This is a genomic window from Agrobacterium sp. CNPSo 2736 (assembly GCF_004005385.1).
Classification (GTDB): domain Bacteria; phylum Pseudomonadota; class Alphaproteobacteria; order Rhizobiales; family Rhizobiaceae; genus Agrobacterium; species Agrobacterium leguminum.
In genome coordinates, this window is sequence record NZ_RZTX01000010.1 from 86,397 (window position 1) to 112,439 (window position 26,043).

The window sequence follows — 26,043 nt, forward strand, 5'->3', positions numbered from 1 at the left end:
CGGACAGCCTGTAGAAACGCAGATGGCGACTGATGCTCAAAACATCCAGAGGCGTCACGCCTTACGCAATGCGGTCAATGCCAGTCCTCCGCTTGCCACGGGCACGGCATCGCCATTTTCGGAGGCCTCCATTGTCCGGCCATCGCACGGTCACGACGGGGATGTCGCTAGTCTGGGGCAACCCTTTGAGAAGTCTTTTCGGGCGGCCCCCCGGCATCATGAGACAAACGTCGACATGCCATTCAACGCCGAAGAGATGTCCAGTGCCGTCGTACTCGATGCGATCCCGTTACCCGTCTTCTTCAAGAACAGAGATGGGGTACACCTTGGTTGCAACAGGGCGTTTGAAAGCTTCTCCGGTCGCTCAAGAGCAGAAATTATCGGAAAAACCGTTTTCGATTTGGTACCCGCACCCATAGCCGAGGCGTATGCCGCGTTGGACGAGGCGCTTTTTGCCAATGGCGGTGTTCAGCAATATGAAGCAAAGGCCACCGCGGAAGATGGTGGCGTAGTTGATCTTTTACTCAGCAAAACAGCGATCACTGATGTCGCCGGTAACAGGATCGGCTTGGTTGGCGCAATGTTGGACATCACAGAGCGAAAACGTGCGGAGCATGATCTCAAAGAGGCTCTTGAATTCGCAGAGGGAATTATCGCCGCCATTCCCGACGTTCTGTTCGAGGTAGATGCCGACGGTCGCTACCTGCAGGTCTGGGCAAGGAACCAGGAGTTCCTAGCGCAGCGAAAAGAAGTGCTGCTCGGTAAGCTTGTCCGCGATGTGCTCCCTCCAGATCAGGCCGACATCGCCATGCTGGCACTTGAAGAAGCCGATGAAACCGGCGCCTCCTACGGTCGGTGTGTCCGTATCGCCCTACCAAACGGCGAATCCCGTTGGTTTGAACTGTCGGTGGCAAAGCGACCCAGCAGCAATCACTCAACCGTCACTTTTCTTGTGTTATCTCGCGATATTACCGAACGAAAGCACGCCGAGGGAACGACTATTGAAGCTCGGACTCGCCTCCTAAGTGTCCTGCAGACCATTCCGGACATGGTATGGCTGAAAGACGTAACAGGCAAATATCTGCTGTGCAATCATGCCTTCGAAGGATTGGTCGGTAAGGCAGAAGCGGAAATCGTTGGGAAAACGGACTATGATCTGTTTCCTGCCGAGCTCGCCCAGTTTTTTCGCGACAAGGATGAGGAGGCCATGCAAGCCGGCCGTATTCTCATTAATGAGGAACGGTTCACCGCTCACGAGGACGGCCGACCAGTGCTTTTGGAAACTCGTAAGGTTCCGGTATTTTCGGGGGGAAAGCTGACGGGGATTCTCGGCGTCGCCCGCGATATCACCGAATTGGACACGTCCCGTAAGAAAATCCGTCAGATGGCATTCTACGATTCTCTGACCGGCCTGCCTAACCGGACACTTTTCAATGAACGGTTACGCGAGATGATCGGGGACGCGGCTTCGGCGGGCCAGCGAGCCGGGGTGATGCTGGTCGACATGGACCATTTCAAAGCAGTCAATGACACTATGGGACATCCTGTCGGTGACGAGTTGCTGCGGCAGGTGGCGACCCGCTTGAAAGAAGGCGTCCGTACCAGCGACACAGTGGCGAGACTCGGTGGCGATGAGTTTGCTGTCTTGCTTCCGAATGTTAAGGACAATGACGATTTGGCTCAAATTGCCAGCGGAATGCTCGCCGCATTCGGAGAACGTTTCATGCTTTCCGACAGGGAGTTCTTTGTATCCTGCAGCATCGGGATATCGGTATTTCCAAATGACGGCGAGGCTCCCGACGATTTGGTGAAATATGCGGATTCTGCAATGTATCTGGCGAAGCGTTCGGGGCGTAGCACGTTCCGCTTCTACTCAAGGGATCTCACGATTGGGGCTGAAAAGCGCCTGGCGCTAGAATCAGATCTACGCCTAGCGATGAAACATGGGCAACTTCAACTCCATTATCAGCCAAAGGTCCTTTTGGACAACGCAAAGGTGATCGGTTCAGAAGCCCTGCTTCGATGGCATCATCCGAAGATGGGAATGATCCCTCCGGGCGAATTCATAGGTGTCGCCGAAGAAACCGGATTGATCATCGATCTCGGACGCTGGGTGCTGCATGAGGCGTGTCTGACGGCTGCCGCCATGAATGCAGATGGACTGCCCCCGCACAAGATCGCGATAAATTTGTCTCCCAAGCAGTTTCAATGCCCGCATTTGTCGCAAACGATCGCGGACATATTGCAGGAAACCTGTTGCCGTGCGGAGTGGATCGAGGTCGAAATAACTGAGAGCCTCCTGCTTCACAACTGCGAGGGCGTTTCGACGACACTCTCTCAATTGCATGCGAGTGGAATTTCCATAGCGATCGATGATTTTGGCACTGGCTACTCATCTTTGAGCTATTTGGCCAACTTTCCCATTGATACCCTCAAGATCGACCGGTCATTCATCAATCGATCCGACAAGCGTAGTCGGGAACTGGTGAAGGCAATTCTCTCGATTGCGCGCTGCCTAGGGCAAAATGTGGTCGCTGAGGGCGTGGAGACGGTCGAACAAGAAAAATTCTTGACTGAAAGCGGCTGCGCTGTGGCACAGGGGTTCTATTACAGTAAGCCCATCCCGAAGTCCGAACTTCTCGTAGCAAACGCATGCCGACATGGATAGCGATGTGAGCACATTGTTACTTCGCGCCCGGCTTGTCTCTCAATCCGCGAAACCGACGAGTTCTTCGCTACGAAAGTCCAGTCGCGCTCAAGAATTATCGGTTGAGCTCCCAGTCCTTGGGCCACTGGGTTTCGTCCAGACGACATGGCTCGTTTCGGCATAACCTTCCAGCGCCATCTTTGCCAATTCAAGATTGAGGCACTCATCAATCAGAAACTACATCCCGCCTTCCTGGGGCGGTTGACGCGACGATCCGTGAGGAGATAACCGATCCTTCGGGAGGGTTGCCCAATACGCGGCCCCCTACGCAGAGGATTAGCTCCGGCGTAGATCGTCAAGAGACTGATCTTTTCTCCATTCAGACTACGCCAGGTTTCGAGAATGCGCTCCGTTGAATGGCGGCGGTCACTGACGCCGCAACATCGTAGGCCGAATGCGGGGTGCCTCGAAGGACGGGCGCCCCGCCAAAACCGAGGGCGATGATATGAGGACCTCTCGTGCTGCGGCAAGGTCGTTCAGCCGCTCGCTCGCGCGCCTCATAAACGGCATGAGATCGATCGTCAGAAACTCGTAATGCACAGTCCAGTCCTCACGCAATAGGGCAGACCAATATAGGCTGCGGGGAGCAGGCCCCGGCCAGGAATCGACGACCTTGTCGCGCGAGACGAACACTTCCGGCAAGATGTGCTCGTCAATGACACGATTGAAGTCGTGCAGGTCGGCGTGAGAGACAACGGCAGCGTTGCTCGCCTTCAGCATCTCCGCAACTGGTGGCCTGTGGGTCGTTAATTCCCCCGGCGTACCGGAATAGTTCGCGTAACATCCAAGGCCTAAGTCATCGGTGATTGCCTCGTACACGTCGAGGAGGGGCCGACCGGACGCAGCGAGCCCGCCACGCTGCATTGAATCGTTGGAAAGCCGAAACCAGGCTCTGGAGGAAAGCAGCTTATGTTATCAGCCGTGCCAAATTTACCAGCGACCGGCTCAGCCTTTGCGGGAGCGCGTCGCAGCATTTTTGATAGTTCCTTCCTGATTATTGGCAGCGATCATGGTATTCGCCATCAGCATGGCAATCGTCATAGGACCGACGCCCCCGGGCACAGGCGTAATGGCGCCTGCAACAGGCAAGCAACCATCGAAGTCAACATCACCCAACAGCTTTGTCTTACCTGCCCCCCGCTCAGCCGCGTCAACGCGGTTGATACCCACATCGATAACAGTCGCGCCAGGCTTCACTCAATCGGCTTTCACCATCTCGGGGCACCCTACTGCGGCGACGAGGATGTCCGCATTGCGGCAGATGGCGCGCAGGTCGCGTGTCCGTGAGTGCGCCATCGTCACGGTCGCGTTGGAATTGAGGAGAAGCTGCGCCATCGGCTTACTAAAGAGATTGGAGCGGCCGATGACGACGGCGTTCAAACCCGAGAGGTCACTGCCGTGGATATTAGCTACCAGTCTCATGGCGCTTGCGGGGGTGCACGAAATGAGCCCCCAAACGAGATCGCCCGTCGCAAGCATCGCCCAGCCCTATCGCCATGCATAAGCCCAGCTACCCGGATCCTCCAGCGATACCAATTTTCGACAATCCATTCCCTCCAGTGCCACGGATCAGACCGCTCGCGATTTTCTTTTAATCGGCCGGCCGTCACACGATAATCCAAGGAAGACCGTGCGCTCCTCCTCTGGCGATAGGCCAAGGTAGAATTCCACTGTGTCAATCGGCACAGAACATTGACCCCTTTTACTTATCCAATTTTCACCCCCCTGTCGGCGATCAGCGCTTGGCCTGCCCGGCGCTGGCCGGGGTTGCAGAGGGTAGGCCAAGTGCGGGTGATGGGTGTCTTCGGCTTTAGCTTTGAGAGCGGTTCTTGAAGCGCCAGCGCTCGAGCGCATGACCGGCAAGGTATTTCCTGCCGATATCCGCGACGAGTTTCTCGAAGGCGGGGCAGAAATCGATCTGGTTCGCTCTGGACTGGAAGACGTCATGCGCAGCTCTTGGACACGCATCGCCGACCTCATCGAATAGCAGCCGGAGCTTGGCGATTATCGGACCGCCGCCTATGTCGCGTCGATCCGGCAGATCGCCGATGCCTATGAAGCGATAGGAATCTGATCAACTGCCTGCCCGGGCCATCGATTATTCGATCGATGCCTCGGCTATTAATTCGCCTCCCAAGCGACTTGGCTGCCGTAGGACATCGGTCGATGGCAGCCTCTTTTTTTGAGGCGATCCAGATTTTAACATCGGCGAACCCGGCGTCGACGTTGGAGGGCGGCAGCCAGCGTTAGAGGCCGCCCATGCAGAGGTACTACATTTTGAGATAGTCCTCGAGACCGTGCCGCGAGCCTTCGCGGCCAATGCCGGACTGCTTGATGCCTCCGAAGGGTGCGGCCTCCGATGACATGCGGCCGGTATTGATGCCGACCATGCCCGCCAGACGCGTTTGAGGTTCGAGGCGTAGAAATAGGCAGCGAGGCCATAGATGGTGTCGTTGGCTTCTCGGATCACCTGCTCCGGGTCCTCGAAACGGATGATCGGCGCTAAGGGGCCAAATGTCTCTTCCTGCGCGATACGCATCGAACCGACGACATTGGTGATGACGGTCGGCTCGAAAAATGTCCCCTTCGCGCCGATCCGACGACCGCCGCAGCGAACCATTGCTCCCTTTTTCACCGCGTCGTCGACATGCGCCTCAATCTTCGCCAGAGCGTGAGTGTCGATCAGCGGACCGATTGCGGTGTCCGGTTTGAACCCGTCGCCAACCTGCAGCCGCCTGACGCATTCGGCGAACCTCTCGGAGAACAGGTAATAGACACTGGCCTGCACGTAAATGCGATTGGCGGACACGCAAGTCTGACCACCATTTCGAAACTTCGCTTGTATCGCACCGTCAACAGCGGCGTCGAATACGATGAAGGGCGCGTTGCCGCCAAGCTCGAAGCTGATCCGCTTGATCTGGTCGGAGCGTTGGCGCATGAGCAGCCGGCCGACCTCCTTCGATCCGGTGAAGCTGATCTTGCGAACCTTCGGGTTCGAGCAAAGCTCCTTGCCGACGGCATCGCCGTCCGACGCATAGATCAGATTGAGAACACCTTCCGGAAAACCGGCCATCCGGGCAAGTGCGAACATGGCGCCTGCGACAAGCGGGGTTTGTTCTGCGGGCTTGAGGACTACAGTGCAGCCGGCGGCCAGCGCCGGCGCAATCTTGCGCGCAACCATCGAGGCCGGAAAATTCCAGGGCGTGATGGCGCCGACGACGCCGACCGGCTGCTTGATCACCAGCAGTCGTCTGTCGGTAGACGGCGCCGCGATCGTCTCGCCGTAGATGCGGTTCGCCTCTTCCGCATACCATTGGACATAAGCCGCGGCATGGGAAATCTCCGACTTCGCCTCGACAAGCGGCTTGCCCATTTCGCAGGTCAGAATAGCAGCGAGATCATCGATGTGATCGACGATCAACTCGTGCCATCGCCACAGGATGTCGGAACGCTCGCGCGCGGTCAGACCCGCCCAACGCTCTCTTGCGTCATCAGCCCGGTCTATTGCGAGCGCCACATCCGAGACCTGCATATCCGGCAACCCCGCCAGCAATTCACCGGTCGAGGGATTGTGGACTGGGAAGCGTCTGGCGGTTTCGACGGGGCCAGCGGCTGCTGCAAGATCGCCGAAGGTGTTGGTGTTCTTGATATGCTTTTTGAGCGCCTGCGTAAGGGTCACGGCGTCCTCCTCCTTAAATGGGCCTTGCCCGTTTTTTTCTGCCGTCAAACGACAGAACCGGAGCGGCCCTTCGACCGCTCCGGCTATATGCCGCGTCATGGTGCAGGCAACTCAGCCGACAGCGATGACGGCTTCGATCTCCACCTTGGCGCCTTTCGGCAGAGCTTTCACCTCGTAGCAGGCCCGCGCCGGGAACGGCTCGGAGAAAAACTCGGCGTAGACGCGGTTCACCTCCGCGAAATCGCCAAGGTCGGTCAACAACACCGTTGTCTTGACCGTGTTCGAGAGATCTGTGCCCGCTGCCGTAGCAATGGCGCCCATGTTCTTCAGGCATTGCTCGGCCTGCTTGACTGCGTTGTCGGAATTGAATTCGCCCGTGGCCGGGTCGATCGGCAACTGTCCGGATACGAACAGCAGGTTGCCGGCCTTGATGGCCTGGGTCGGCCTTCTTCGCCAAGGCGCCGGTAAATTTGAAGCAGTCGCCCGTCTCGTCCTTCGGCGTCAGCAGGCCGCCGACGATTTTTTCGCGCACATGCTTCAGCGCCGGCTCGACGCCGATGCAGCCATCGCGGTCGAGGACTTCATAGGGAATGCCATCGGCGGCAAGCGCCTCGACGTCCTTGCCCGAGGCGTCGAGCTGGGCCTGTGTCCGGAACAATTGCAGCGTGCCCTGCATGCGCTCGTCGTAGGCAATGCCGGTTTCTGCGCGCAGTGCGGCAAGCGAAACGCGGCTATAGTCGGCGAGCCGCAACATGCGGCTCTTGCTGATCGCATAGCGCTTCGACGTGCAATTCGAAAGCATCTTGATCATCCAGCCAATCCTGGCGGCATCGATTTTCGGGCGCAGGATCAGCGGCGCGTGCTCCATGAACAGCCACTTCATTGCCTTCATTGGGATGCCGGGTGCCGCCCAGGGCGAGCAATAGCCGAACGAGACTTCGCCGGCATTGGCAAAGCTCGTTTCCAGCGCCGGTCCTGGCTGACGGTCAATGACCGTCACGTCATGTCCGCTCCTGGCAAGCTGATAGGCCGAGGTGATGCCGACGATGCCGGCGCCGAGAACAACAACTTTCATGATTTCCCCATAGGATGGGAGCCGACGAGGCTCTTAGCGATAGTGCCGAAAATAGCGGTGGCCGAGGCCGGTCAAGATCTCGTACGAAATTGTGCCTGCGTCGCGCGCGACGTCTTCGAGCGATTGATGCTGGCCGATGACCTAACGAGGCTTCCGAGGGTCAAGGCGCCGTCAGGCAGGCCGGAGACATCGACGGTGATGCTGTCCATGGAAACCCGGCCTACGATCGGCAGTCGGATGTCGTCAAGGTAGACCGCGCCGCGTCCGCTCAAGGCGCGCGGAAGACCGTCGGCGTAGCCAGCAGCGATCGTCGCAAGTCGAGCCTCGCCTTCGGTCACATGAACGCCGCTATAGCCTACCTTAGTGCCCGCGGGCACGGTGCGTGTCTGCACAACCGCCACCTCAAGACTGACGACCGGCTCCATAGGGTTCGGCTCCCCGCCCGTCGGCGCGCCGCCGTAAAGCGCGATCCCGGGTCTGGCGAGGACGCCGTGGTAAGCGTCGCCCAGGAACACGCCGCCGGAATTGGCAAAGGAGATGTCGAAGCCAGCGAACTCGTACGCAATGCGCCGTATCTCCGCTAGCTGTTCGGCGTTTTGCGTCGCATCGAGTTCATCGGCGGAAGCCAGATGGCTCATGATGAACAGCACCTCGACATTGCCATGCCCATCGAGAGCCTTGGCGAGGATATCCGTGCCACCATCAACATGGTCTGGCCGCGGAGTAGGTCCAGGAAACCTGCCTTCAGCTAACACCCATGGCCTGCACATATCAACGATCAACGCTTTGATTCGTGTACTGCTGCGGGCCAAAAGTTCCATAAGATAGATTATGCGATCTACATCGTCCACAAAACCGACATAGGAGCTGCCTGCAATTTTTCACCAAACGGCGTCACGCGATCATGATCGTGCAACACCAGCCCCCTGACGAACCGGTCACCAACAGCCTCCTGCAGTTGGCGCAATCCACGGAAATCTTGCGCCCTCACCGTCGCCGATGCCTTAACCTCGATTCCGATAATACGACCACGCCGATCTTCGATAACGACATCGACTTCATCCTGATCCTTCGTCCTGTAGTGAGAGAATGAAACACGCCGCTCGCTCCAGGACGCCAATTTCATCAACTCCGACACAACAAAACTCTCCAACAGAGCGCCAAAGCGTAAGCGATCCTGCCGTAACCGCTCGGCTTCGTCTTCTCGCATGCTGGCCAGCAATCCCGTGTCAATGAAGTGTAGCTTCGGCGTCTTGATTAAACGGCTAAGTCGATTGTTAGACCACGGGGGTAATGTCTTTATCAGGAACAAGCGTTCAAGGATCGCAACGTATTTCTGTGTCGTGACACTCGATAGCCCGAGCGACGAACCAAAGCTGGAATGGTTGACCAGTTGTCCGGCGTGCTCGGCCAATATGTTCAGAAGACGTGGCATCCGATCGAGTTGATCAATATTGGCGATGTCCCGCACGTCGCGGTCCAGAATGAGTGCAACATAGTCCTCAAGCCAGGCAGTCCGTCGACCCGGTGTCGGTCTGCGTATTGCCTCAGGGTATCCCCCTCTTAAAACAATGTCGATCAGATCCGTTCCAATGGCGGCGGCCGTCTCTACAACCGGCGCTTCTCCCGCAAACAGCCGATCCAGAAGGCGGCCCGGTGCAGATTGAATCTCCGCCTGCGCTAAAGGTAGCAGCGGAATGACTGCCATCCTACCCGCCAGGGAGTCGGCTATCGATGGGATGGCCGTTAGATTTGCAGAACCCGTCAGCAAGAAACGTCCTGGCGTTTCGTCACGATCAACACTTTCCTTGATCGCCAACATCAGTTCCGGAGCCCGCTGCACCTCGTCAATCACAACGCGGTGGACACCTCTTATGAAACCTACGGGATCGGCCCTTGCAGCCTGCAGCGTACCCGCGTCGTCCAAAGTGAGATAGGCCCGGTCAGGGCCTTCAAATTGCCGCGCAAGTGTCGTTTTCCCCGCCTGTCTCGGGCCGGCGATAAGAACGACGCGCGTATCCGATAGCGATGTTTCAACCAGGGAATACGCTTTGCGCTCGATAAGTGTTCGATTGGTTCGTAGTCGATCTATCATTCGTCTATCATTAAACTATCTTCCGTCCAATTTAAAGTAAAAATACGTCCAATATGTATTTGAAATGCATCCCGATGGGTGAGATCGTCTCCTCGCTTCAATAATCGATCACAGGTGCACCAGTTGACGAAAATTGGCTTCACCCTGCCGGCAGATTGATCTATCCTTGGAACTGACATGACAGTCGATGTGCATCCGGACGGCGAAGGTCGCCAAGGCAATGTCCGGCCACAAGCGGTTTCCAAATTCGGCCGGACTCTCAATGGAGAGTCGTCATGTCGGAACTATCTGCTGCATTGCCATCCCTGCCCTTTGCACCCGTCGATATTTGCGACGGGATACATGCTGCCGTCGCCTTCGAGGTGCTGCGCGATCAATATAGCCTGCAGGCTGCGACAATCGCGGCGTGGTGCGCCATCGATGCGCGCACCCAAGGTGATGAGGCCCGGTACCGTTTCTGGTTCGGCGTGTTTTGCGAACTTCGCAAGGCCTCGCCTGTCTTTTCTCTCATGTCACCCACAGCCTCCAAACCGGGGCCGTTCCTCCCTGAAGAAACCGATCTCCTGTCTGCAAACGGCAGGCGCGGCGATGTCGATCGCCTGCTTCAGTCCAACAATATCGGGAATTCTATTATTCGTCGAATACGATCAATTATCGAAAACTAATATTGGAACCGGGACGCAATTCTCTCGCAAAGTCTCCGAAACGCCAGTCAATCAGACAAACGTGAGGGTGAACGATGAAATGGAAAATCCTGTTTGTTACATTAAGTGTAACAATGACTATGGCCGACGAGGCGAGTTCCGAGCAGTTGATCGTCAACAGCTACGGCGGGCCCTACGAAGACATTATCCGCAGCCGGATCATTGAACCCTTCGAAAAAGAGTTCAATGTGAAGGTTATTTATGACGCCGTGGGGTCCGCATCGCAAGATTACGCGAAAATCAAGGCGACACGCGGCCGGCCAGGCTTTGACGTGGTCGTCATGACTGCCTCTCAGTCGCTCGACGGGTGTCGCGATAACCTTCTCGAAAAGTTCTCAACCGAAACCGTACCGAACATCGCGAAACTGAATCCGGAGATCAGCGGCATCGCCGGAGCCTGCGGAGCCGTCCACGAGGTCCAGTATCTTTCTCTTCTCTGGCGCAAGGACAAGCTCGCGAAAGCGCCCGTCTCCTGGTCGGCGTTCTTTGATGAAGAACTAAAGGGAAAGGTGATCCTTCCAACTTTCCAGAACATCATGGCGGCATATCTCATGCAGATCATGTCCGTCGCGAATGGCGGCGATCTTATGGACAACGTTGACCCAGGTTTCGAGGCCATGGGCAGGCTCGCCGGCCAATCGATGGGCTTCGAGCAGTCCTCGTCGATTATGGAAAATTACATCAAGGAGAGCGAGGTCTGGGCCATGCCGTTTTGGAACGGGCGTGCACAGCTCCTCGTCGATAGCGGCCTGCCGGTTGACTATGTGAGGCCGGCGGAAGGGACCATCCCCCTCGTCGCAACCTTGAATGTGCCGGTTGGCGCTCGAAACAAGGAGTTGGCATACAGGTTCGTCAATTTCTTTCTTGAAAAATCGAGCCAGGAAGCGTGGGTGACCGGCTATAACGTCGGCAGCGCCCGCACCGATATCGAGGTTCCCGACGCCGTCCGCGCGCGTCAAATCACCACCGACGCAGATCTGAAGACACTTCTTCTTCCTGACCTTTCAGAACTTGCAGCCAAGTTGCCCGAATGGGGTGCGCGCTGGGAGCGTGAAGTGATCGCGGTAGCGCGATAAGGGGGCAATCATGACAACAATCGAACTCCAGTCGCCAATCAAACCAAGCCGCCATCGGGGATTTACACTCAGGCCCTATGCCTCGCTGGTTCCCCCTTCAACCGTCCTTTTGCTCTTCTTCGCTCTGCCAATGGGTATGATGATCGGAATGAGTTTCCATGGGAGCGACGGCCAGGAGTGGACTATAGCCAATTATCAAAGGTTCTTTGCTGACGATCTGATGATGGCGGGTCTCGGGCGAACGATGCTGATGTCGGGACTCGTCGCGATTTGCGTCACTGTCATGGCCTATCCGATTGCTTATTATCTGGCTCGTGCGACGTCCCGATGGCGCATGGTTGTCTTCGCCCTTGCAATTGCCCCGGAACTCGCCGGTGTTGTCCTGCGCACCTATGGATGGCTCGTGATCCTAGAGGACCGGGGTTTTGTAAACTCGATGCTCCTGTGGGCGGGGTTGATCTCCGAACCGCTGCCGTTGTCGAGAAGCATGTTTGGCGTCGTCGCCGGTCTGACGCATGTCGTTCTACCTTTCGGCGTCCTCTCCCTGATGACAAGCCTGCAAGGCATCAACCCCAATCTTGAAAAGGCCGCGCAGGTTCTGGGGGCTTCCCGGCCAGCCGTGCTGCGCCACATTGTTCTGCCGCTTTCCGTTCCGGGGATCGTCAGTTCCCTGCTTATTGCCTTCACAATGGCGGCCAGCGCTTACGCGACACCAGCGCTGCTTGGCGGCGCGGGTTTCAAGGTTCTGGCAACGATGGTCTACGAGCAGGTGCTTTTCTACATCGACTGGCCGTTCGCGGCCGTGATGGCGAATGTGTTGCTTGTGGCAATGCTCATTGCTGTCTTCATCGGCTCGCGCATTGAGGCGCGGCTCCACAATAAACTGCATCTGTAGGAGACGGTCGTGAACAGGTTTTTATCGATGACGTTCAGGATTTCGCTTGGACTCATCCTCGCATTCATCACGCTGCCGCTGCTGGTCGTGCTTGTGGCTTCCGTCAGTCCGACGGCGAGGATTGTCTTTACGCCATCGCTCTGGACGACAAAATGGTACGGCGCCCTCATGTCCAGTCGCTGGATTGACCCATTTTTGCTGAGTGTCGAACTCGCATTGATCGTCACGGTTCTCAGTGGGCTGTTCGGGCTGCTCGCTGCTTTTGCCGTCGCCTACGAGAAGTGCCCCGGCCATGCTGCAATCATGTCCTTCCTGTTGTCTCCCCTCTCCGTGCCGCAGATCGTCAAGGGGGTAGCACTCGTCCTGTTCCTGTCGTCGACCGGATTTTACACTCTCCTTGGCACGCCGGGCCTGATCATGGCCCACGTCATCCTCACCCTGCCATTCGTCGTGAGGATGATCGCAGGAGCGATGTTTAATGTCGACAAGAGGCTTGACCTTGCCGCCCGTGTTTTAGGCGCAAACAGGCTGCAGCGGATCCGCTACATCCTGCTGCCCTTGATCAAACCAGGTCTGTTTTCAGGAATGACCTTCGCCTTCATTCTCTCCTTCAACAACATTCCCTTGTCGGTCTTCCTTGTCCGGCCTGGCGAGACGACACTGCCCATCACGGTCATCAATCATCTTGAATACAGCCTCGATCCGGTGTTGGCGGCGGTCAACGTCGCCTCCCTCCTTTTTATTCTTGCAGCCGTCTTCCTGTTTGAGCGGATCGGCGGTTTTTCGACACAGATACATGGTGGAAGCAAATGAGCACAATGGACATAGAACTGATCGCGGTTTCCAAGAGCTATGGAGCCAATCGGGTCGTCGACAATATCGATCTTTCCATTCCGGCCGGAGAATTCGTCAGTATTCTGGGGCCGTCCGGATGCGGAAAGACAACCACCCTGAACATGATCGCCGGCTTTTCCGATCCTTCGGGTGGAGACATCAGGATCAGGGGACGGAGCCAGTTGGGTGTTCCGCCGGAGAAGCGCGGAATTGGACTGGTTTTTCAGAACTACGCCCTCTTCCCGCACATGACGGTCGCCGAGAATGTCGCCTTCGGCCTCAAGATGAAGGGTACTCCGCGCGCCGAGACCGAGACCGAGGTCCGATCGGCACTGAGACGCGTGCATCTTGAGGGGTTTGAACAGAGGTATCCGAAAGAACTGTCCGGCGGCCAGCAACAAAGGACGGCACTTGCCCGGGCGATCGCGCCCAAACCATCCCTTCTTCTTCTCGATGAACCTCTGTCCAATCTCGACCTCAAACTGCGCGAGGCCATGCGTATCGAGCTCAAGGAGATACAGGAAGAGCTCGGCATGACCTTCATCTATGTTACCCACGATCAGGACGAAGCGATGGCCATGTCCGATCGCATCGTGGTCATGCATGGCGGCCTCGTGGCCCAGGAGGGCAAGCCCGATGATATCTATGATCATCCGCGATCGCGTTTCGTTGCCGACTTTATCGGAAAGTCGAATCTTCTGCCGGTTGCGTCCTTGAGAGCGGAAGGGGGATCGACAACTGTCGTGCTCGAAGACGGTCTTACCCTGACGGCGGCGGCGCCAGAAAATCCAGGCTCCGTCCACTACTGTTGCCTGCGTCCCGAGGCCGTTCGTCTCACGCCTGTGGGAGAGGAAGTGCCCTCACCAGTCAATAGGATCGACGGGAACCTGAACCGGATCGTCAATCTCGGCGCCTACCGGGAATGCTTTGTTACCCTGCCAAATGGGACAGTGCTCAAGTCGCTTGTCCGCTCGACGAGACTGCCGGACTTGAGCGTTGGGCAATCGGTCGTTCTCTCCATTGATCCTGACGCGGTGCAGCTTCTCGATAGCTAGGATTGATCGTCAACCCATATCAATGAACTCAAATTGATATTGGAGACGGAGTGATCGGTCGCGTTACTCTTCCCTTGCAGAGAAAAACTATCCAAGGAAGGAACAGACATATGCTCAATACTCGAAGAATTTCAGCGGTCCAGGACGGAAGCAACGTTTGTGCGGATATCGTTGGCTTCGACTTCAACGACTATGACGAACAGGACATTGCAGAGGTTCGCAAATACTGGCTCCACTATGGCGTGCTTCGCTTCCGGAGTGCCAATATAACAGACCAGCAACAGGTCGACTTTTCCCGTCATTTCGGGGAGTTCGTGATCCACCCCAAGCAATTGCAGGAAGGCGGACATCCGACGCACAAGGAAATCCTGGTGATCGCCAACACCATGAAGGACGGCAAGCCATCTGGGGCCATGGGCAACAGCGAGGCGACCTGGCATACGGATACATGGTTCTACGAACGTCCGCCAGCCGGCGCCATTTTGCGGGCGGTGGAGGTGCCGGCTGAAGGCGGAGACACCTATTTTCTCTCCACCTATCAGGCCTACGACTCGTTGCCGGACGACGTGCGAAAGGAAATCGACAGCCGGCAGATATTCTTCCAGAATGTCTACGACAAGACCGGCAAGCTGCGGCTCGGCAAGCAGGAGCCGAGGACCAGCGATTTCCGTGAGTGGAGCGGTATCGTCCACCCGCTGGTGCGGACCCATGCCGAAACCGGGCGCAAAGTGCTTTATCTTGGAGGAACGGCCGAGGGTGCCTGGATTGTCGGCATGCCGCTTGATGAAAGCGACGATCTGCTGAAACGCCTGTGGCGCCACACGACGGATACGAAAGAGTTTTTTGTCCAGCGATGGACGAAAGGCGACATCATGATGTGGGATAATCGCTGCACCATGCATCGTCGGGATTCCTTCGATCCGAACACGATTCGGATCATGCATCGGACCACGACCGCCGGCGAACGCCCGGTCTGATCATTTCAGACGCAGCAAAGCGACCTCATTCCATGGAACAGTATCGGACAAAAACGGGAGAGCCTCCTCTCCCCACGGACCTCTGCGCCCTGCTGCAGGATGTTGAGACCGCAACCATCGGACATACCGAACATCTCGGCTTTCTCAGCACGAGTCTCCGCCCGGTCTGCTCCGCGAAGGTCATCGGACAAGCCCTTACCGTCGCGGCTCCGGGCCGTGACGGCGTTGTGATCTACAAGGCGATCGACCTCCTCCAGCCAGGAGACGTTCTCGTCATCTCGAGGATCGACGGAGACGACATCGCCTGTGTCGGCGGCGGTGTCGCGACAGCGGCAAAGGCGCGCGGCGCCGCTGCCATTATCGTGGACGGCCCGTGCACTGACGTCGAGGAAATTGTCGCATCAGGCCTGCCGGTCTGGTGTCGCGGAGTCTCGGCAAAAACCACGAACCGAACATTCCGGATTGGTGGATCCATCAATGTTCCTGTCGCCTGCGCCGGCACGGCGATCCTTCCCGGTTTCGCGGTGCTCGCCGACAACTCCGGGATTTTCGTCGCAGACCGTTCACGGATGCGCAGCCTGGGTGAGGCTGCGCTGCAGCGTCAAGAACGGTCCGCCCGGCTGCGTGCCCATCTTGCGGCAGGCCATTCAATCTTCGCGTACGATGAGGGGCAATCCCAATGAAAATATCGCTCATTCAAATGAATTCCCAGCCGGACCGCAGGGCAAATCTGCGTCAGGCGCAGGCTCTGATGCTCAAGGCCGTCAAAGAGGAGGTGCCGGATCTGATCGTCCTGCCGGAACATTTCGACTGGTCGGGCGGTACTGCCGCGGAAAAGCTTGCGGCAGCAGACTACATGCCTGGTGGTGCGGCTTACAGGATGGCACAGGAATTTGCTTGCCGGCACGGATTATGGCTCCACGCCGGCAGCATGCTCGAGCGCATCCCTGGGGAAGAGCTAATATACAACACCACCGTTGTGTTCGACCCCGACGGCAGGGAGGTCGGCCGCTACCGCAAAATTCATCTTTTCGACATCGTGGCTCCGGACGGCAAAGCCTATCGGGAGTCCGCCACAGTCGCACCGGGGCACGACCTGCTCGTCTACGAGGCTGGCGGCTTCCGGATCGGAGCCGCTATCTGCTACGATCTCCGGTTCTCCCGCCTCTTTGATCAACTTGCGGAGAACAAGGTCGATCTTGTCATTCTGCCGGCTGCCTTCACGATGCAGACCGGAAAGGATCATTGGGAGGTCCTGTGCAGGGCCCGCGCCATCGAGTTCCAGGTCTATTTCGCCGCGTGCGGCCAGTGGGGCAGTTACCTTGCCGCCGATGGCGAGACCCGACAGTGTTTCGGCAACTCACTGGTTTGCGATCCCTGGGGGCAAGTCATCGCCCGCGCTTCGGACGGAACGGGCATTGCGGCAGCACGGCTGGACAGCCAGCGAATACATGATGTGCGCCGACTTATTCCGATGGCGCACCATCGTCAGCAGTTTCCGAACGCAGCATCCCGGGTAGGTCTTGCTGAAACATCGGGGCCAACAGCTCAACATTTGGCAGTCGAACATGTTGCCTGCGATGGGCTATGTTCGACTTGCTGCAACAAAACAGATCTCCCTGCCTCCTTTTGATAGTCGAGAGGGCCCCATGACCACCCCCGCAACGCAGACCCTCGCCGGGTACATCGTGAATGCGAGTTTTGAGAACCTTCCGCCGGACGTGGTAGAGAAAGCAAAGCTCTGCCTGATGGACTCGGTCGGTGCTTTTTCGGTGGCCATCAAACCCCGGTCGCTTCGGGCCTGGAACGGCTTTCGGCGGATATCCCCGGAGGTTTCACTAACGCGCCCTGTCCGGATCCCGCCTGGCAGGCATTTCATTACGCGACTTTGGCCAACGCCCTTGACCTTGATGACATCTACTGGAAGGGGCATCCCGGGGCGACAGTGGTTGCTGCCGCACTCGCGCTTGCCAACCGCTCGCGCTCCACAGGGCGCGACCTGATTGCTGCAATCGTCGCCGGATATGAGGTGGGATGCCGCATCGGCATGTCGCTCGTCCACAACACGCCGCGCAAGACAGTCCATGGCCACGGCACCTGGCAAATATTCGGCGCAGCCGCCGCATCGGCGAAACTGCTGAAACTCGATCATCAGCAAGCGGCCCATGCTCTGGCAATCGCGGCTGTCAATGCCCCTGTTGCGTCGGTCATGAAGACCGTTTACGGGACCACACCGACAATGGCGAAGAACAATTTTGCGACCGCAGCAATGGGCGGTGTCAACGCAGCGTTTCTTGCTCGTGCAGGATTTGAGGGGCCGCTTGACGTTTTCGAAGGGGACACCGGTTTCTGGCGCATGGCGGGCGCCGACGGCGCCGACCTGTCTCGGCTGAAGATCGGTCCCGATATGCGCTACGAAATACGAGACGTCGGCTTCAAGGCGTTCAGCTGCTGCAGGATCATTCAGAGCAGCGTCGAAGCTGCTGTTGAGGCTTTCGCTCTCGGAGCCATTGAAGAGACCGGTCATGACGTGAGGGAGATCGAGGTCTTCGCTTCTGAGATTGTCTGCCGTCCTCCATTCAATGATCCCGAACCCCGCGATATCTGGGCGGCACAGTTCAGCGCACCTTTTGCAATCGCGATGGTGGTGCTCGGGCATGCGGCCGGTCCGGAATGGTTCGCACCATCGCGTTTTACAGATCGAACAGTGCGCGAGCTGACGGCAAAAATCCGGCTCTTCCTTCCGAGGTCGACCGATCGATCGCACCACCACCACGCGGCAAGGGTTCGTCTTCACCTGCTCGACGGCGGCGTCGTAGAGACCACCGTCGAGGTTGCAAAGGGCGATGCTGCCAATCCGCTTGCGCCTTCGTTTCTGGAGGAGAAGTTTTTGCGCCTGTCTGCGGGGCGTTTGCACGGAAACGGAAGACTGGAAATGCTCCAGTTCCTCAAGCATCTTGAGTTGAAAGACGACCTGCGGTTTCTGCTCGATACGATCCGCGCACCAGGAGGCTCGCCTCAATCTGGGAATAGTCCTATATAACCGGAATGCATATTGTTGCATAAAAGATAGCTAATCTTGGCTTTATTTCCCGCCGATTCCTGCTGGAATCCTCTCGTTCGATGTTCGAGGAGGAGCTCGCATGAGTGGAGGAATTATCAGTCCAAGCCTGTCAGACATACCGTGTTACTCCGCAGCAGAGATCGCCAGGGACAGGGCTCTGCTTGATGGAAAGATCGTCCATGCGGTCGCCGGCAAAGCATGGGACGACATTGCCCGCGGTTCCGCTTACGGCACGAAATCGGTGCTTTCCATCACGCCCGAGGAGATTGACAGGCACCCCTTGATCAAGGATGCAGGTTTGCTGGAGGAGCGCCTCGGCTGGAAGCTGTCCTGTCTTTCTAGCGTCAACTGCCGCTACGGGGCGGTGAAAATCGTCGGTGCAAACGCCCTCAATCGCCAGCTCGGACTGCCACGCTCACGGTCCACGATTGTCCTCATGGACAAATTTACCCTCCTTCCTCTTTGCCTGCTCGATGGAACCGACATATCCGCCGCCCGGACGGCGAGTTATGCGACGCTTGTTCTTGAGCGATTGCTGGCGCCCCGTCGGGACGTGTCTGTCTTCCTGTTCGGCGCAGGACCAATTGCCGAGAAAATTATACTGGCGCTTGATCGATGCCACGGGGAGAGGGTTCGCGAGGTCCTTATCCGTAGCCGGACAGTTGACTCAGCCATACGGCTCGCGAGATCACTGGGAGAGACGGTAACCTTCGATATCATGCCTGCTCGGGACAACCGCGATCTCGGTCGATGCGATTTTGTGATTACTGCATCAAACGCGAAGGCTCCCGTTTTCGAGGCCAGTGAGATAGGCGACGCTACCGTGCTTCATCTGGGTGGGGATGAAACACCCCCTGCCCATCTGGAACGAGCGCTGCGGTGCGGTCGTGTTCTGTGTGACGACGTGGCGATGGTGTCGCGCCGTGGTTCGCAAAGCCTTGCGCTTCACTTCTCGCGAAAGGGGACGACGCTGGAGCAATTGGGATCCGTGCTGGGCATCCGTCCAATCACGGCGATCATGGATCCTTCGGAAATCGGACAGGAAAAACCTGTCCACATCACCTGTGTCGGTCTGCCCATGCTGGACCTTTATGTGGCCGCCCATGTCTATGAGACCTTGTCGGGCATCACAAATGATAGCGCAGGCGAAGCGACGGTTGCAGAAGCGACCCACTGAGAGATGCTCCCATGTATATGACGAAGCTTCTCGCCGAATGCATTGCTGACCGTGTTTTCGATGCCGTGCCTGTGGAGGTCAGGAACAAGGCACTGTGCTGCCTCTTCGACGCCGCGACCTGCGCCCTCGCCGGCAAATTTGCCACCGGGTCGACCAGCGCCAGATTGGTCGCAACCCGAATTTTTGGTCCCGGAAACGCACCTCTCTGGTTTTCAGACCGTCGGTTATCGACCACCGGCGCCGCCTTTGCCAATTCGGCTTCTGTGTGCGCCCTTGATTTCGATGATGGTCATCGTGCCGCGCGCGGACATCCAGGTGCTGCGGTGATCCCCGCTGTTCTGGCCGCCTATACGGACAGTGCAATCGACCCGGACCAACTCGTCGCTGCGATCGTGGCCGGCTACGAGATCGCCATCCGGATCGCCGCCGCACAAAATCCTGAAAACATAAAAAGTCGCCAAAGCGGTCTCTGGGCCGGCTACGGGGCTGTCGCTGCAGCCGGCAGTATCCGTCGCACAGGCCGGGATCATCTCGCCCATGCCTTGGCGATCAGTGGTGTGTGGGCGCCCAATCAGGCCGCAAATGGAAGTTCCGGCTATTCGATGCTCACCGGGAATCATGCGAAAGAGGGGATCCCGTGGAGTGTTCTCACTGGCCTCACCGCACTCGAACTCGCCGAAAAAGGTTTTACGGGTCCAGAAGACATTCTCGATCACGCTTCCCATTTTGACAGGGATCGTATCGAGAGCGGACTTGGAATGATCTGGGAAATCCTGGGGACCTATTTCAAGCCGTATTCCTGTTGCCGCTATATCCATCCAGCCATCGACGCGACGCTGGACCTCATGCAAAGCCGGGGACTCCAGCCGGAAGACGTGCTGTCAATCGAGGTCCACACGTTCCAATGGGCTCGACGACTGCAAAACAAGGTCGGCCCGAAAAACCTCGTGGAGGCTCAGTACAGTCTGCCTTTTTGTCTGGCCGCGGCCGTCCGGCACGGCGCATGTGCGCTCGCGCCCATCGATGAGCAGCTTCTCGACGACCGGGAAGTCTGTTCCCTTGCCGGCGCGGTTACCTTGACGATTGATGATCAGATTGACCAGAAATTTCCGGCAGAAACGTTGGCGCGGGTGACATTGACCGCGCCTTCGGGCGATATAACGTCCACCACCGCGATGCCGCGTGGCGATGCGGGCCGACCGATGCTTTGGGACGAACTCAAGGAAAAGTTTCGGCAGGTTTGCAGAGGAAAAATAAGTGCAGTCCGCGAGGACGTTTTCGACAGGGCGATTGATCATCTCAAATCCGGCGACCCTCTGCCGTTCCTGCAAGAGATTTCGGCCGACCTGTGATTATCGCGCCGCTCGCTCGGCCGCCGAAGCGCCCCAACCCTTCCCACCAATCGCTCCATTCCAGACCACAACCTTGCCATGGATGATGACGTGGCGGACGCGGCCCAGATTAACATGATCGATGATTACGAGATCCGCGCGCCTGCCCTTCTCGATCAAACCGCGATCGCCTGCCAGTTGAGGAAAGGCGCGTGCGACGTTGCCGGTGGCCAAAGCGACAGCTGCAGCCGGTGACATCTGCTTTTTGCGAACAATGCGCTGGATTGCCACGAGGATGCCGTCCCAATGGCCGCCGGCATAGTCCGTCGAAATCGTATCGACGCATCCCGCCTCGATCAGGGCGTCGAAATTCGCCGGGTTATTCCGCCAGCGGGTCTGGACGCTGTCGAGCGTTGAGACATCGATGGTGACGCCGCGCCTTCGCAGCTCGCGCGCGAACGAAACGGATTCATCCGGGAGGAACATCGGATGGTTCGAATGACCCGCGACAATGTTTGCGTTGGGGTATTTCTCAGCGACTTCAATCAGGCGTTCGACTGACGGCGCCGAATTATGAAAAATCACCGGGAAGCCCACACGCGCGGCTTCTCGGGCCACTTCCTCAAAGCCTCTCAGCGCGAGAGCGACGGACGGCATCACGGAGGCAAGAATGACCTGACGGCAGGTTTGCGCGCTGCAGACATCGGACAGACCAGCTTCGTCGAGAATCGCCTCCAATTCCCCGTCGGGAACTCCATCCTCAACTCTAAGGTATCGGCCAACCACGGCATTTCGCAACTGACGTGAAACCAGAGGCGACACTTCCCGTCCCGTCACCCGTTTCATTGCTTCGGGAATGAACCGATATTCCTGCGCACCTCCGCCAAGTGTCTGTCCCCCGCCTACCTCGCCAAGCGCTTTTGCTCCTTGCGACAAAGCTTCGTCGATGGATGCATGTCGATGCCGTTCGGATAGACCGGCGCCATCGATCGCCAGGGCCGCTTCGATATTGGAGGGGGTGTGCGCTGTGGAAATATGGACATCAAGCGGATGTGCATCGCCCGCAAATGCCTCATCAGGCAACGCCAAACCGCATACATTCAATAACGTGGTCGTCCCCTCGAGGAGGTGCCTGTTCCTGTTCCAGACGATCACGTCGCTATCGATAGGAGACGACCCGCTCGGCATGGATGGGCCGCTGACGCAGCCATGGGCATGCGCGTTGATAACGCCCGGGATAACCGTGTGGCCGTGAGCGTCGATGACGTCGACCTCATCAGGATTGAAGGATATATTTCCTGGCTGGACGAAAACAATTCTGCCCTCTCCGATACCGACGGATGCATTTTCATGAAATGTGGCGCCATCTCCCGTTATCACGCAGGCGCCGCGTATGATCCTGTCGAGCCGATTAGACATTGCGATCGTCTCCAAAAGCGGCTGGAGCTTCAGGCGAAGGGGATTCCAGAATGTAGCCGACCCCCCGGACGGTGCGGATAAGGTCGGGTTGGCCGTTCCGGTTCAGTCTCTTTCGCAATCGGCCTATATGGACGTTCAGAGTGCGCTCTTCGACATGATGCAGGCCGGGCCACACTGCAGTTATCAGTTCTGCGCGCCGGCAAATCTCGGTCGGTCGCTCCATCAGGCAGGACAAGACAGAAAATTCCAGTGGTCCCAGGTGGATGTTCAGACCATTTCTTGAAACGCGATGATGCTCGAAATCAATCTCGATGCCGCCGTAGGATAGCTGACCTGATCGCGCTCGAGGCAGGGTCCGGCTGAGCTTAGTCTTGTGCAGGTATTCAAGCAGCTTGATCGGTGCAAAGGGCCGAACGAAACACTCTTCTGCGCCGGCCCGCTGCATATCGACATATTGCCCCTCGCCGCCCGCACCAATGATTGCGAGCACGGGAACGCTCGCCGTGCGATGATTCTCCTTGATCCTGGCACACACCTCAACCGCCGGAAAGGGATCAGGCCGGCAGTCAAGCAGTACAGCCCTGACCTGGTGATCGTCGGCAAGATGGGACATCTCCTCGACGCCTCTGGCCATTCGAGCCTGATAACCCTCAACTTCCAGAATGTGTGAAAGGAGGAGAAAGAAGTCCGCATCAACCGAACCGATCAGGATCAATTTTTTCATGAAATGCCCTTTGCGCCGGCAGCAGCCCCTGAACGCAAGGCGGTTGTTCCCTGCGTTGAGCCATTTTCTCTACGATCGATATATCAATTTCCCTCAATTTGGCTGTGAAATCGACTACTAGAAGTAGTAGTCGCCAAATATGACGTAATGTGACATGTTTTAAATTTGGCTTTGCCAACGGGGAGACGATGGCCACCGACACAGGTTGCCTGTGCCTGTTGCGCACAAGACGATCATTGCAAGGATGGACATTTGAAGAGATTGAAGAGGAAAGATGTCAGGAAGGGCTTCATACGCCGCGCTTGGCGCCGATATCGCAAGCGTGGCGTTGTCATTGAATAATCATCGCATCACCCAAACTACGATAGACGTCTGTACGGAACGGCGATTTGTACTGCCCAACCGGATTTCACCACCAACGGGTAATGGGTATCCCAATTACCACGCCATAGCTGCGGCGTGGTTGGAGGTTCCATCGCCGCATCGGAACGATGTTGGTGCCGGACCACGACGGTCTATCGCAACGACTCTCAACGCACCACGTATGGCAACCGAGCGGCAAGCGCTGACCAAAGCTGGAAAAATGTTGGTACGGTGCCTGTTTCGAACCGGTCATTCCGCCAAAGTTGCGCGGACAGCCGAACAATAAGTCGAGACGTGCTAACAGCCGGCCACGGATTCGACCGAAAGAGAGCGGCAAGAACATGAGGCGGGGAGGTCGAAAACGCCGGCACGTTGTCCGCTGAGCGCCTGTGGGGAGCGAGATGCTCTCGTTCTGCGCCGTGACACCTCCCCCTCACATCGGAAAGGGTTCCCGCATGAAAACAGTATCTGCGAATCTCGCTGAAGCCATCGAGGCAATCACAGATGCCCCCACAGTCTATGAGGCCCTTTTTTCTGTTCAGGAAATTTACGACGTAGATTTCGTCACCTACCATTTGACCGCAACCGTGATCAGCGACCTTGACGCACCCTTTGTTCAGTCAACCTACAGTCCGGAATGGATCGCACGGTATTTCCTGAAGCGATATGTCCAGGTAGATCCTGTTGTGCAACAGGGCTTTTTGCGGCAGCTTCCATTCGACTGGCGTGAATTCGAAATGACGCCCGAAATTGGAGCGTTCTTTGATGACGCCTGGCAACATGGCGTCGGAAAGTCCGGTTATTCGATCCCCATTACTGACCGGGGCGGCCGGCGCGCAATTTTCTCCGTCAATGCGGCACACGACCCGAAAAGCTGGGACAAACTCGTTGCAGGCAATCGGTCGGACTGGATCGAAATCGCATATCAGATTCATATGAAGGCGATCACGGAGATTCATGGAGGAGAAGACCCTGTTCCGGGCCTCAGCGCCCGTGAGCGGGAGTGCCTGTCGTGGGTGGCACGCGGAAAAGACCACAAGGATATTGCACTCATTCTCGGTATTTCCGAGCATACGGCAAGGAGCTACCTCAAGTCTGGCCGGTTGAAGCTCGGATGCGCAACTATTTCATCGGCCGCCATCCAGGCGATGAAGTTCAGGCTGATCAACATTTAATTCAGCAGCTCGAACCTGGCCTTCCACCCCGTCGCACAACAGCCATAGACCTTTAACTTTCGGCGCAATACCTCAATTGTTTGTGCCCATCCGTAGCAATGGGCAACCCGGGATTTACGTGCATTCTGTCCGACACATGATCGGAGGTTTGCTCGTGTTCCTTCTTATCCAACCCTATCAATATCACCGGTACGCGGGCCTGCTGGAGCAATCGTTCCGATTGCGGAAGCGGGTTTTTCACGATTGTCTTGGCTGGCAGGTCGATGTGCATCGCGGCCTTGAACGGGACGCTTATGACGGTTTGGGCGCCGTCTACCTGGTCTGGTGTGACAAGGACGCGCGACATCTCTATGGCACGGTGCGGCTCATGCCGACGACAGGGCCGACATTGCTGCATGATGTGTTCAGGCGAACGTTGGCGGGAAAGAATCTGGTGTCTCCCGTCGCATGGGAGGGGACGCGAATGTGCCTTGATGTCGACCTCCTCAAAGAGTCTCAACCGACACTCAGCCCATCAAGAGCGTTTGGGTTCCTTTTGCTGGCCTTGTTCGAATGCTCCTTCGCGCATGGCATCAAAACACTTGTGTCGAATTACGAGCCGTCAATGGAAAGAGTATACCGGCGAGCGGGATTGATCGTGGAGGAGATTGGCCGTGCTGACGGTTACGGCCGGGTCCCGGTGTGTTGCGGCGTGTTCGACGTTTCAGACGAAACCCTTCAGCAAATGCGAACAGTCCTTCGAATTGCACACCCCTTATACACACCCTCTTTGCCCAAGGCTGCGGGAGCGGCCGTAGTACAAAGGTTCCGACGCCTGGACCATGTCAAAAGGCCGGCGAAAATCGAGAATCTCGGGACCCTCCAATGGCGCTCAATGGCAAAGGTGCCGCTCGAGCCGGTGGGATAAGACGCGAGATGAACGCTTGGCTACGCAAATTGATCGATACGACACCCATGATGAAAACCAGTCGGGCGACGGCCGAACTGCTTGATCACCTGACCCGGGAACTGGGGTTTGACTTTTATCATGTGGTGACTGTCCGTCACCCCGGGTTGGGAAACTCCATCTTGTCCAATGCCCCAGAGGAGTGGCTGGACATATATCGGCAGGAGCATTTCGACAGGATCGATCCAGTCCTGACCCATGCCCGTGAAATAATGGCACCGTTTGTCTTTAACCTTGAGCATAAGGGGAAAGTCGCACGCGGACCCCAGCAGACATTCTATTCGAGTGCCGACGAGGCGGGCATCAGGGCCGGCATATGCATGCCCGTGATGGCGCCATTCAGCGGTTTCTTCACCCTCTCACTTTTCACCGGTGATGTAACGTTGCCCCACAAATACCAACTGCAGCCCGTTTTGACTGCAAACGCTGTGGCGTTACTCCATATGTGTGTGGAGGCCACCAAGGCGGCATCGATCAGAGCGCCGGCCATCGAATTGACGGGGCGGCAGTCAATGGTGCTCAAGTGGGCCGCTGAAGGGAAAACGACGCAAGAGATAGCGCTGCTCGAGAACATGACGCACCATACTGTCAATTTTCACATGAAGAAGATTCGACAGAAACTTAAGACCGTCACCCTTCCCCAGACGACTGCGTTGGCCACAAAGCTGAAACTGATCTAAGGTACGTTGTGTTGCTGTATCGGTCGTTGTCATCCGCAAAAGAAGTGTTCGTTATCCCGGATCGCTG

General features: G+C 57.2%; 21 protein-coding genes and 4 pseudogenes. 16 read left to right on the forward strand and 9 right to left on the reverse strand.

What is annotated here, in order from left to right:
* The first annotated feature begins 22 nt into the window (after positions 1–22).
* Positions 23–2,668, forward strand: a complete 2,646-nt coding sequence (locus EM858_RS17100; RefSeq protein WP_127757379.1) for a bifunctional diguanylate cyclase/phosphodiesterase — start codon at positions 23–25, stop codon at positions 2,666–2,668.
* Positions 2,669–3,073: 405 nt separating this feature from the next.
* Here the strand turns inward: EM858_RS17100 and EM858_RS27430 are convergent, their stop codons facing one another.
* Positions 3,074–3,427 carry a hypothetical protein gene (locus tag EM858_RS27430; RefSeq protein ID WP_245483008.1) on the reverse strand — a complete coding sequence of 118 codons (354 nt, stop codon included), beginning with the start codon at positions 3,425–3,427 and terminating at the stop codon, positions 3,074–3,076.
* Between the two features lie 225 nt (positions 3,428–3,652).
* Positions 3,653–4,183 (reverse strand): annotated as a pseudogene (locus EM858_RS17110) (bifunctional methylenetetrahydrofolate dehydrogenase/methenyltetrahydrofolate cyclohydrolase); the annotation flags it as partial.
* A gap of 364 nt (positions 4,184–4,547) precedes the next feature.
* Between EM858_RS17110 and EM858_RS17115 the strand changes: the two are divergent.
* Positions 4,548–4,781: pseudogene (locus tag EM858_RS17115) on the forward strand (glutamate dehydrogenase); the annotation flags it as partial.
* A 24-nt stretch (positions 4,782–4,805) separates the two neighbouring features.
* On the opposite strand, the gene EM858_RS17120 reads toward EM858_RS17115, so the two are convergent.
* The 5 genes and pseudogenes from EM858_RS17120 to EM858_RS17140 form a co-directional block, all read right to left on the reverse strand.
* Positions 4,806–6,386: an NAD-dependent succinate-semialdehyde dehydrogenase gene (locus EM858_RS17120; protein ID WP_348628179.1), complete on the reverse strand. Its 1,581-nt coding sequence runs from the start codon at positions 6,384–6,386 to the stop codon at positions 4,806–4,808.
* Between the two features lie 111 nt (positions 6,387–6,497).
* Complete coding sequence (locus EM858_RS17125) at positions 6,498–6,818, reverse strand: Rid family detoxifying hydrolase (RefSeq protein WP_127757459.1); 321 nt, start codon at positions 6,816–6,818, stop codon at positions 6,498–6,500.
* A 7-nt stretch (positions 6,819–6,825) separates the two neighbouring features.
* Positions 6,826–7,461, reverse strand: a pseudogene (locus EM858_RS17130) (FAD-dependent oxidoreductase); the annotation flags it as partial.
* Positions 7,462–7,494: 33 nt separating this feature from the next.
* Positions 7,495–8,120: pseudogene (locus EM858_RS17135) on the reverse strand (alanine racemase C-terminal domain-containing protein); the annotation flags it as partial.
* A 179-nt stretch (positions 8,121–8,299) separates the two neighbouring features.
* Entirely contained in the window at positions 8,300–9,556 is a 1,257-nt protein-coding gene (locus EM858_RS17140) for an ATP-binding protein (protein ID WP_127757380.1), read from the reverse strand.
* Between the two features lie 275 nt (positions 9,557–9,831).
* Here EM858_RS17140 and EM858_RS17145 point away from each other — a divergent pair, with 275 nt between their 5' ends.
* From EM858_RS17145 to EM858_RS17195, 11 genes are all read left to right on the forward strand, one after another.
* Positions 9,832–10,221, forward strand: a complete 390-nt coding sequence (locus EM858_RS17145; protein WP_127757381.1) for a hypothetical protein — start codon at positions 9,832–9,834, stop codon at positions 10,219–10,221.
* A 113-nt stretch (positions 10,222–10,334) separates the two neighbouring features.
* A complete protein-coding gene (locus EM858_RS17150) occupies positions 10,335–11,336 on the forward strand; it encodes an ABC transporter substrate-binding protein (protein WP_245483022.1) in 1,002 nt (333 codons plus the stop codon).
* Between the two features lie 10 nt (positions 11,337–11,346).
* Positions 11,347–12,231 (forward strand): ABC transporter permease, encoded by an 885-nt coding sequence (locus tag EM858_RS17155; protein ID WP_127757383.1) that lies wholly within the window; start codon positions 11,347–11,349, stop codon positions 12,229–12,231.
* 9 nt (positions 12,232–12,240) lie between these two features.
* Complete coding sequence (locus tag EM858_RS17160; RefSeq protein WP_127757384.1) at positions 12,241–13,044, forward strand: ABC transporter permease; 804 nt, start codon at positions 12,241–12,243, stop codon at positions 13,042–13,044.
* Positions 13,041–14,120 (forward strand): ABC transporter ATP-binding protein, encoded by a 1,080-nt coding sequence (locus EM858_RS17165; protein ID WP_205649553.1) that lies wholly within the window; start codon positions 13,041–13,043, stop codon positions 14,118–14,120. The genes EM858_RS17160 and EM858_RS17165 overlap by 4 nt, the downstream gene beginning before the upstream one ends.
* A gap of 110 nt (positions 14,121–14,230) precedes the next feature.
* The gene (locus EM858_RS17170; RefSeq protein ID WP_127757461.1) at positions 14,231–15,097 is read left to right on the forward strand and encodes a TauD/TfdA family dioxygenase; all 867 of its coding nucleotides are present in this window, start codon (positions 14,231–14,233) and stop codon (positions 15,095–15,097) included.
* Between the two features lie 32 nt (positions 15,098–15,129).
* Positions 15,130–15,780 (forward strand): RraA family protein, encoded by a 651-nt coding sequence (locus EM858_RS17175; RefSeq protein WP_127757385.1) that lies wholly within the window; start codon positions 15,130–15,132, stop codon positions 15,778–15,780.
* Positions 15,777–16,730 carry a carbon-nitrogen hydrolase family protein gene (locus EM858_RS17180; protein ID WP_127757386.1) on the forward strand — a complete coding sequence of 318 codons (954 nt, stop codon included), beginning with the start codon at positions 15,777–15,779 and terminating at the stop codon, positions 16,728–16,730. The genes EM858_RS17175 and EM858_RS17180 overlap by 4 nt, the downstream gene beginning before the upstream one ends.
* Positions 16,731–16,985: 255 nt before the next feature.
* Positions 16,986–18,140 carry an MmgE/PrpD family protein gene (locus EM858_RS17185; RefSeq protein ID WP_245483010.1) on the forward strand — a complete coding sequence of 385 codons (1,155 nt, stop codon included), beginning with the start codon at positions 16,986–16,988 and terminating at the stop codon, positions 18,138–18,140.
* A gap of 100 nt (positions 18,141–18,240) precedes the next feature.
* Positions 18,241–19,338: an ornithine cyclodeaminase gene (locus EM858_RS17190; RefSeq protein WP_127757387.1), complete on the forward strand. Its 1,098-nt coding sequence runs from the start codon at positions 18,241–18,243 to the stop codon at positions 19,336–19,338.
* Positions 19,339–19,349: 11 nt separating this feature from the next.
* Complete coding sequence (locus tag EM858_RS17195) at positions 19,350–20,690, forward strand: MmgE/PrpD family protein (protein WP_127757388.1); 1,341 nt, start codon at positions 19,350–19,352, stop codon at positions 20,688–20,690.
* Here EM858_RS17195 and EM858_RS17200 read toward each other — a convergent pair whose 3' ends face one another.
* Both EM858_RS17200 and EM858_RS17205 read right to left on the reverse strand, forming a co-directional pair.
* A complete protein-coding gene (locus EM858_RS17200; protein WP_127757389.1) occupies positions 20,691–22,088 on the reverse strand; it encodes an amidohydrolase family protein in 1,398 nt (465 codons plus the stop codon).
* The gene (locus EM858_RS17205; protein ID WP_127757390.1) at positions 22,081–22,812 is read right to left on the reverse strand and encodes a response regulator transcription factor; all 732 of its coding nucleotides are present in this window, start codon (positions 22,810–22,812) and stop codon (positions 22,081–22,083) included. The genes EM858_RS17200 and EM858_RS17205 overlap by 8 nt, the downstream gene beginning before the upstream one ends.
* Positions 22,813–23,630: 818 nt before the next feature.
* Here EM858_RS17205 and EM858_RS17210 point away from each other — a divergent pair.
* The 3 genes from EM858_RS17210 to EM858_RS17220 all read left to right on the forward strand — a co-directional run bounded on the left by EM858_RS17210 (position 23,631) and on the right by EM858_RS17220 (position 25,976).
* Positions 23,631–24,350, forward strand: a complete 720-nt coding sequence (locus tag EM858_RS17210; RefSeq protein ID WP_127757391.1) for a LuxR family transcriptional regulator — start codon at positions 23,631–23,633, stop codon at positions 24,348–24,350.
* Between the two features lie 154 nt (positions 24,351–24,504).
* Positions 24,505–25,257: an acyl-homoserine-lactone synthase gene (locus EM858_RS17215; RefSeq protein ID WP_127757392.1), complete on the forward strand. Its 753-nt coding sequence runs from the start codon at positions 24,505–24,507 to the stop codon at positions 25,255–25,257.
* Complete coding sequence (locus EM858_RS17220; protein ID WP_245483011.1) at positions 25,215–25,976, forward strand: autoinducer binding domain-containing protein; 762 nt, start codon at positions 25,215–25,217, stop codon at positions 25,974–25,976. The genes EM858_RS17215 and EM858_RS17220 overlap by 43 nt, the downstream gene beginning before the upstream one ends.
* Positions 25,977–26,043 lie beyond the last annotated feature (67 nt).

Bases quoted from the DNA above. Each gene is read 5' to 3' on its own strand.
- EM858_RS17140 (WP_127757380.1), bottom strand. From the start codon at position 9,556: ATGATAGATCGACTACGAACCAATCGAACACTTATCGAGCGCAAAGCG.
- EM858_RS17175 (WP_127757385.1), top strand. From the start codon at position 15,130: ATGGAACAGTATCGGACAAAAACGGGAGAGCCTCCTCTCCCCACGGAC.
- EM858_RS17145 (WP_127757381.1), top strand. From the start codon at position 9,832: ATGTCGGAACTATCTGCTGCATTGCCATCCCTGCCCTTTGCACCCGTC.
- EM858_RS17205 (WP_127757390.1), bottom strand. From the start codon at position 22,812: ATGAAAAAATTGATCCTGATCGGTTCGGTTGATGCGGACTTCTTTCTC.
- EM858_RS17165 (WP_205649553.1), top strand. From the start codon at position 13,041: ATGAGCACAATGGACATAGAACTGATCGCGGTTTCCAAGAGCTATGGA.
- EM858_RS17100 (WP_127757379.1), top strand. From the start codon at position 23: ATGGCGACTGATGCTCAAAACATCCAGAGGCGTCACGCCTTACGCAAT.
- EM858_RS17180 (WP_127757386.1), top strand. From the start codon at position 15,777: ATGAAAATATCGCTCATTCAAATGAATTCCCAGCCGGACCGCAGGGCA.
- EM858_RS27430 (WP_245483008.1), bottom strand. From the start codon at position 3,427: ATGCTGAAGGCGAGCAACGCTGCCGTTGTCTCTCACGCCGACCTGCAC.
- EM858_RS17190 (WP_127757387.1), top strand. From the start codon at position 18,241: ATGAGTGGAGGAATTATCAGTCCAAGCCTGTCAGACATACCGTGTTAC.
- EM858_RS17155 (WP_127757383.1), top strand. From the start codon at position 11,347: ATGACAACAATCGAACTCCAGTCGCCAATCAAACCAAGCCGCCATCGG.
- EM858_RS17150 (WP_245483022.1), top strand. From the start codon at position 10,335: ATGACTATGGCCGACGAGGCGAGTTCCGAGCAGTTGATCGTCAACAGC.
- EM858_RS17210 (WP_127757391.1), top strand. From the start codon at position 23,631: ATGAAAACAGTATCTGCGAATCTCGCTGAAGCCATCGAGGCAATCACA.
- EM858_RS17200 (WP_127757389.1), bottom strand. From the start codon at position 22,088: ATGTCTAATCGGCTCGACAGGATCATACGCGGCGCCTGCGTGATAACG.
- EM858_RS17220 (WP_245483011.1), top strand. From the start codon at position 25,215: ATGGCGCTCAATGGCAAAGGTGCCGCTCGAGCCGGTGGGATAAGACGC.
- EM858_RS17195 (WP_127757388.1), top strand. From the start codon at position 19,350: ATGTATATGACGAAGCTTCTCGCCGAATGCATTGCTGACCGTGTTTTC.
- EM858_RS17170 (WP_127757461.1), top strand. From the start codon at position 14,231: ATGCTCAATACTCGAAGAATTTCAGCGGTCCAGGACGGAAGCAACGTT.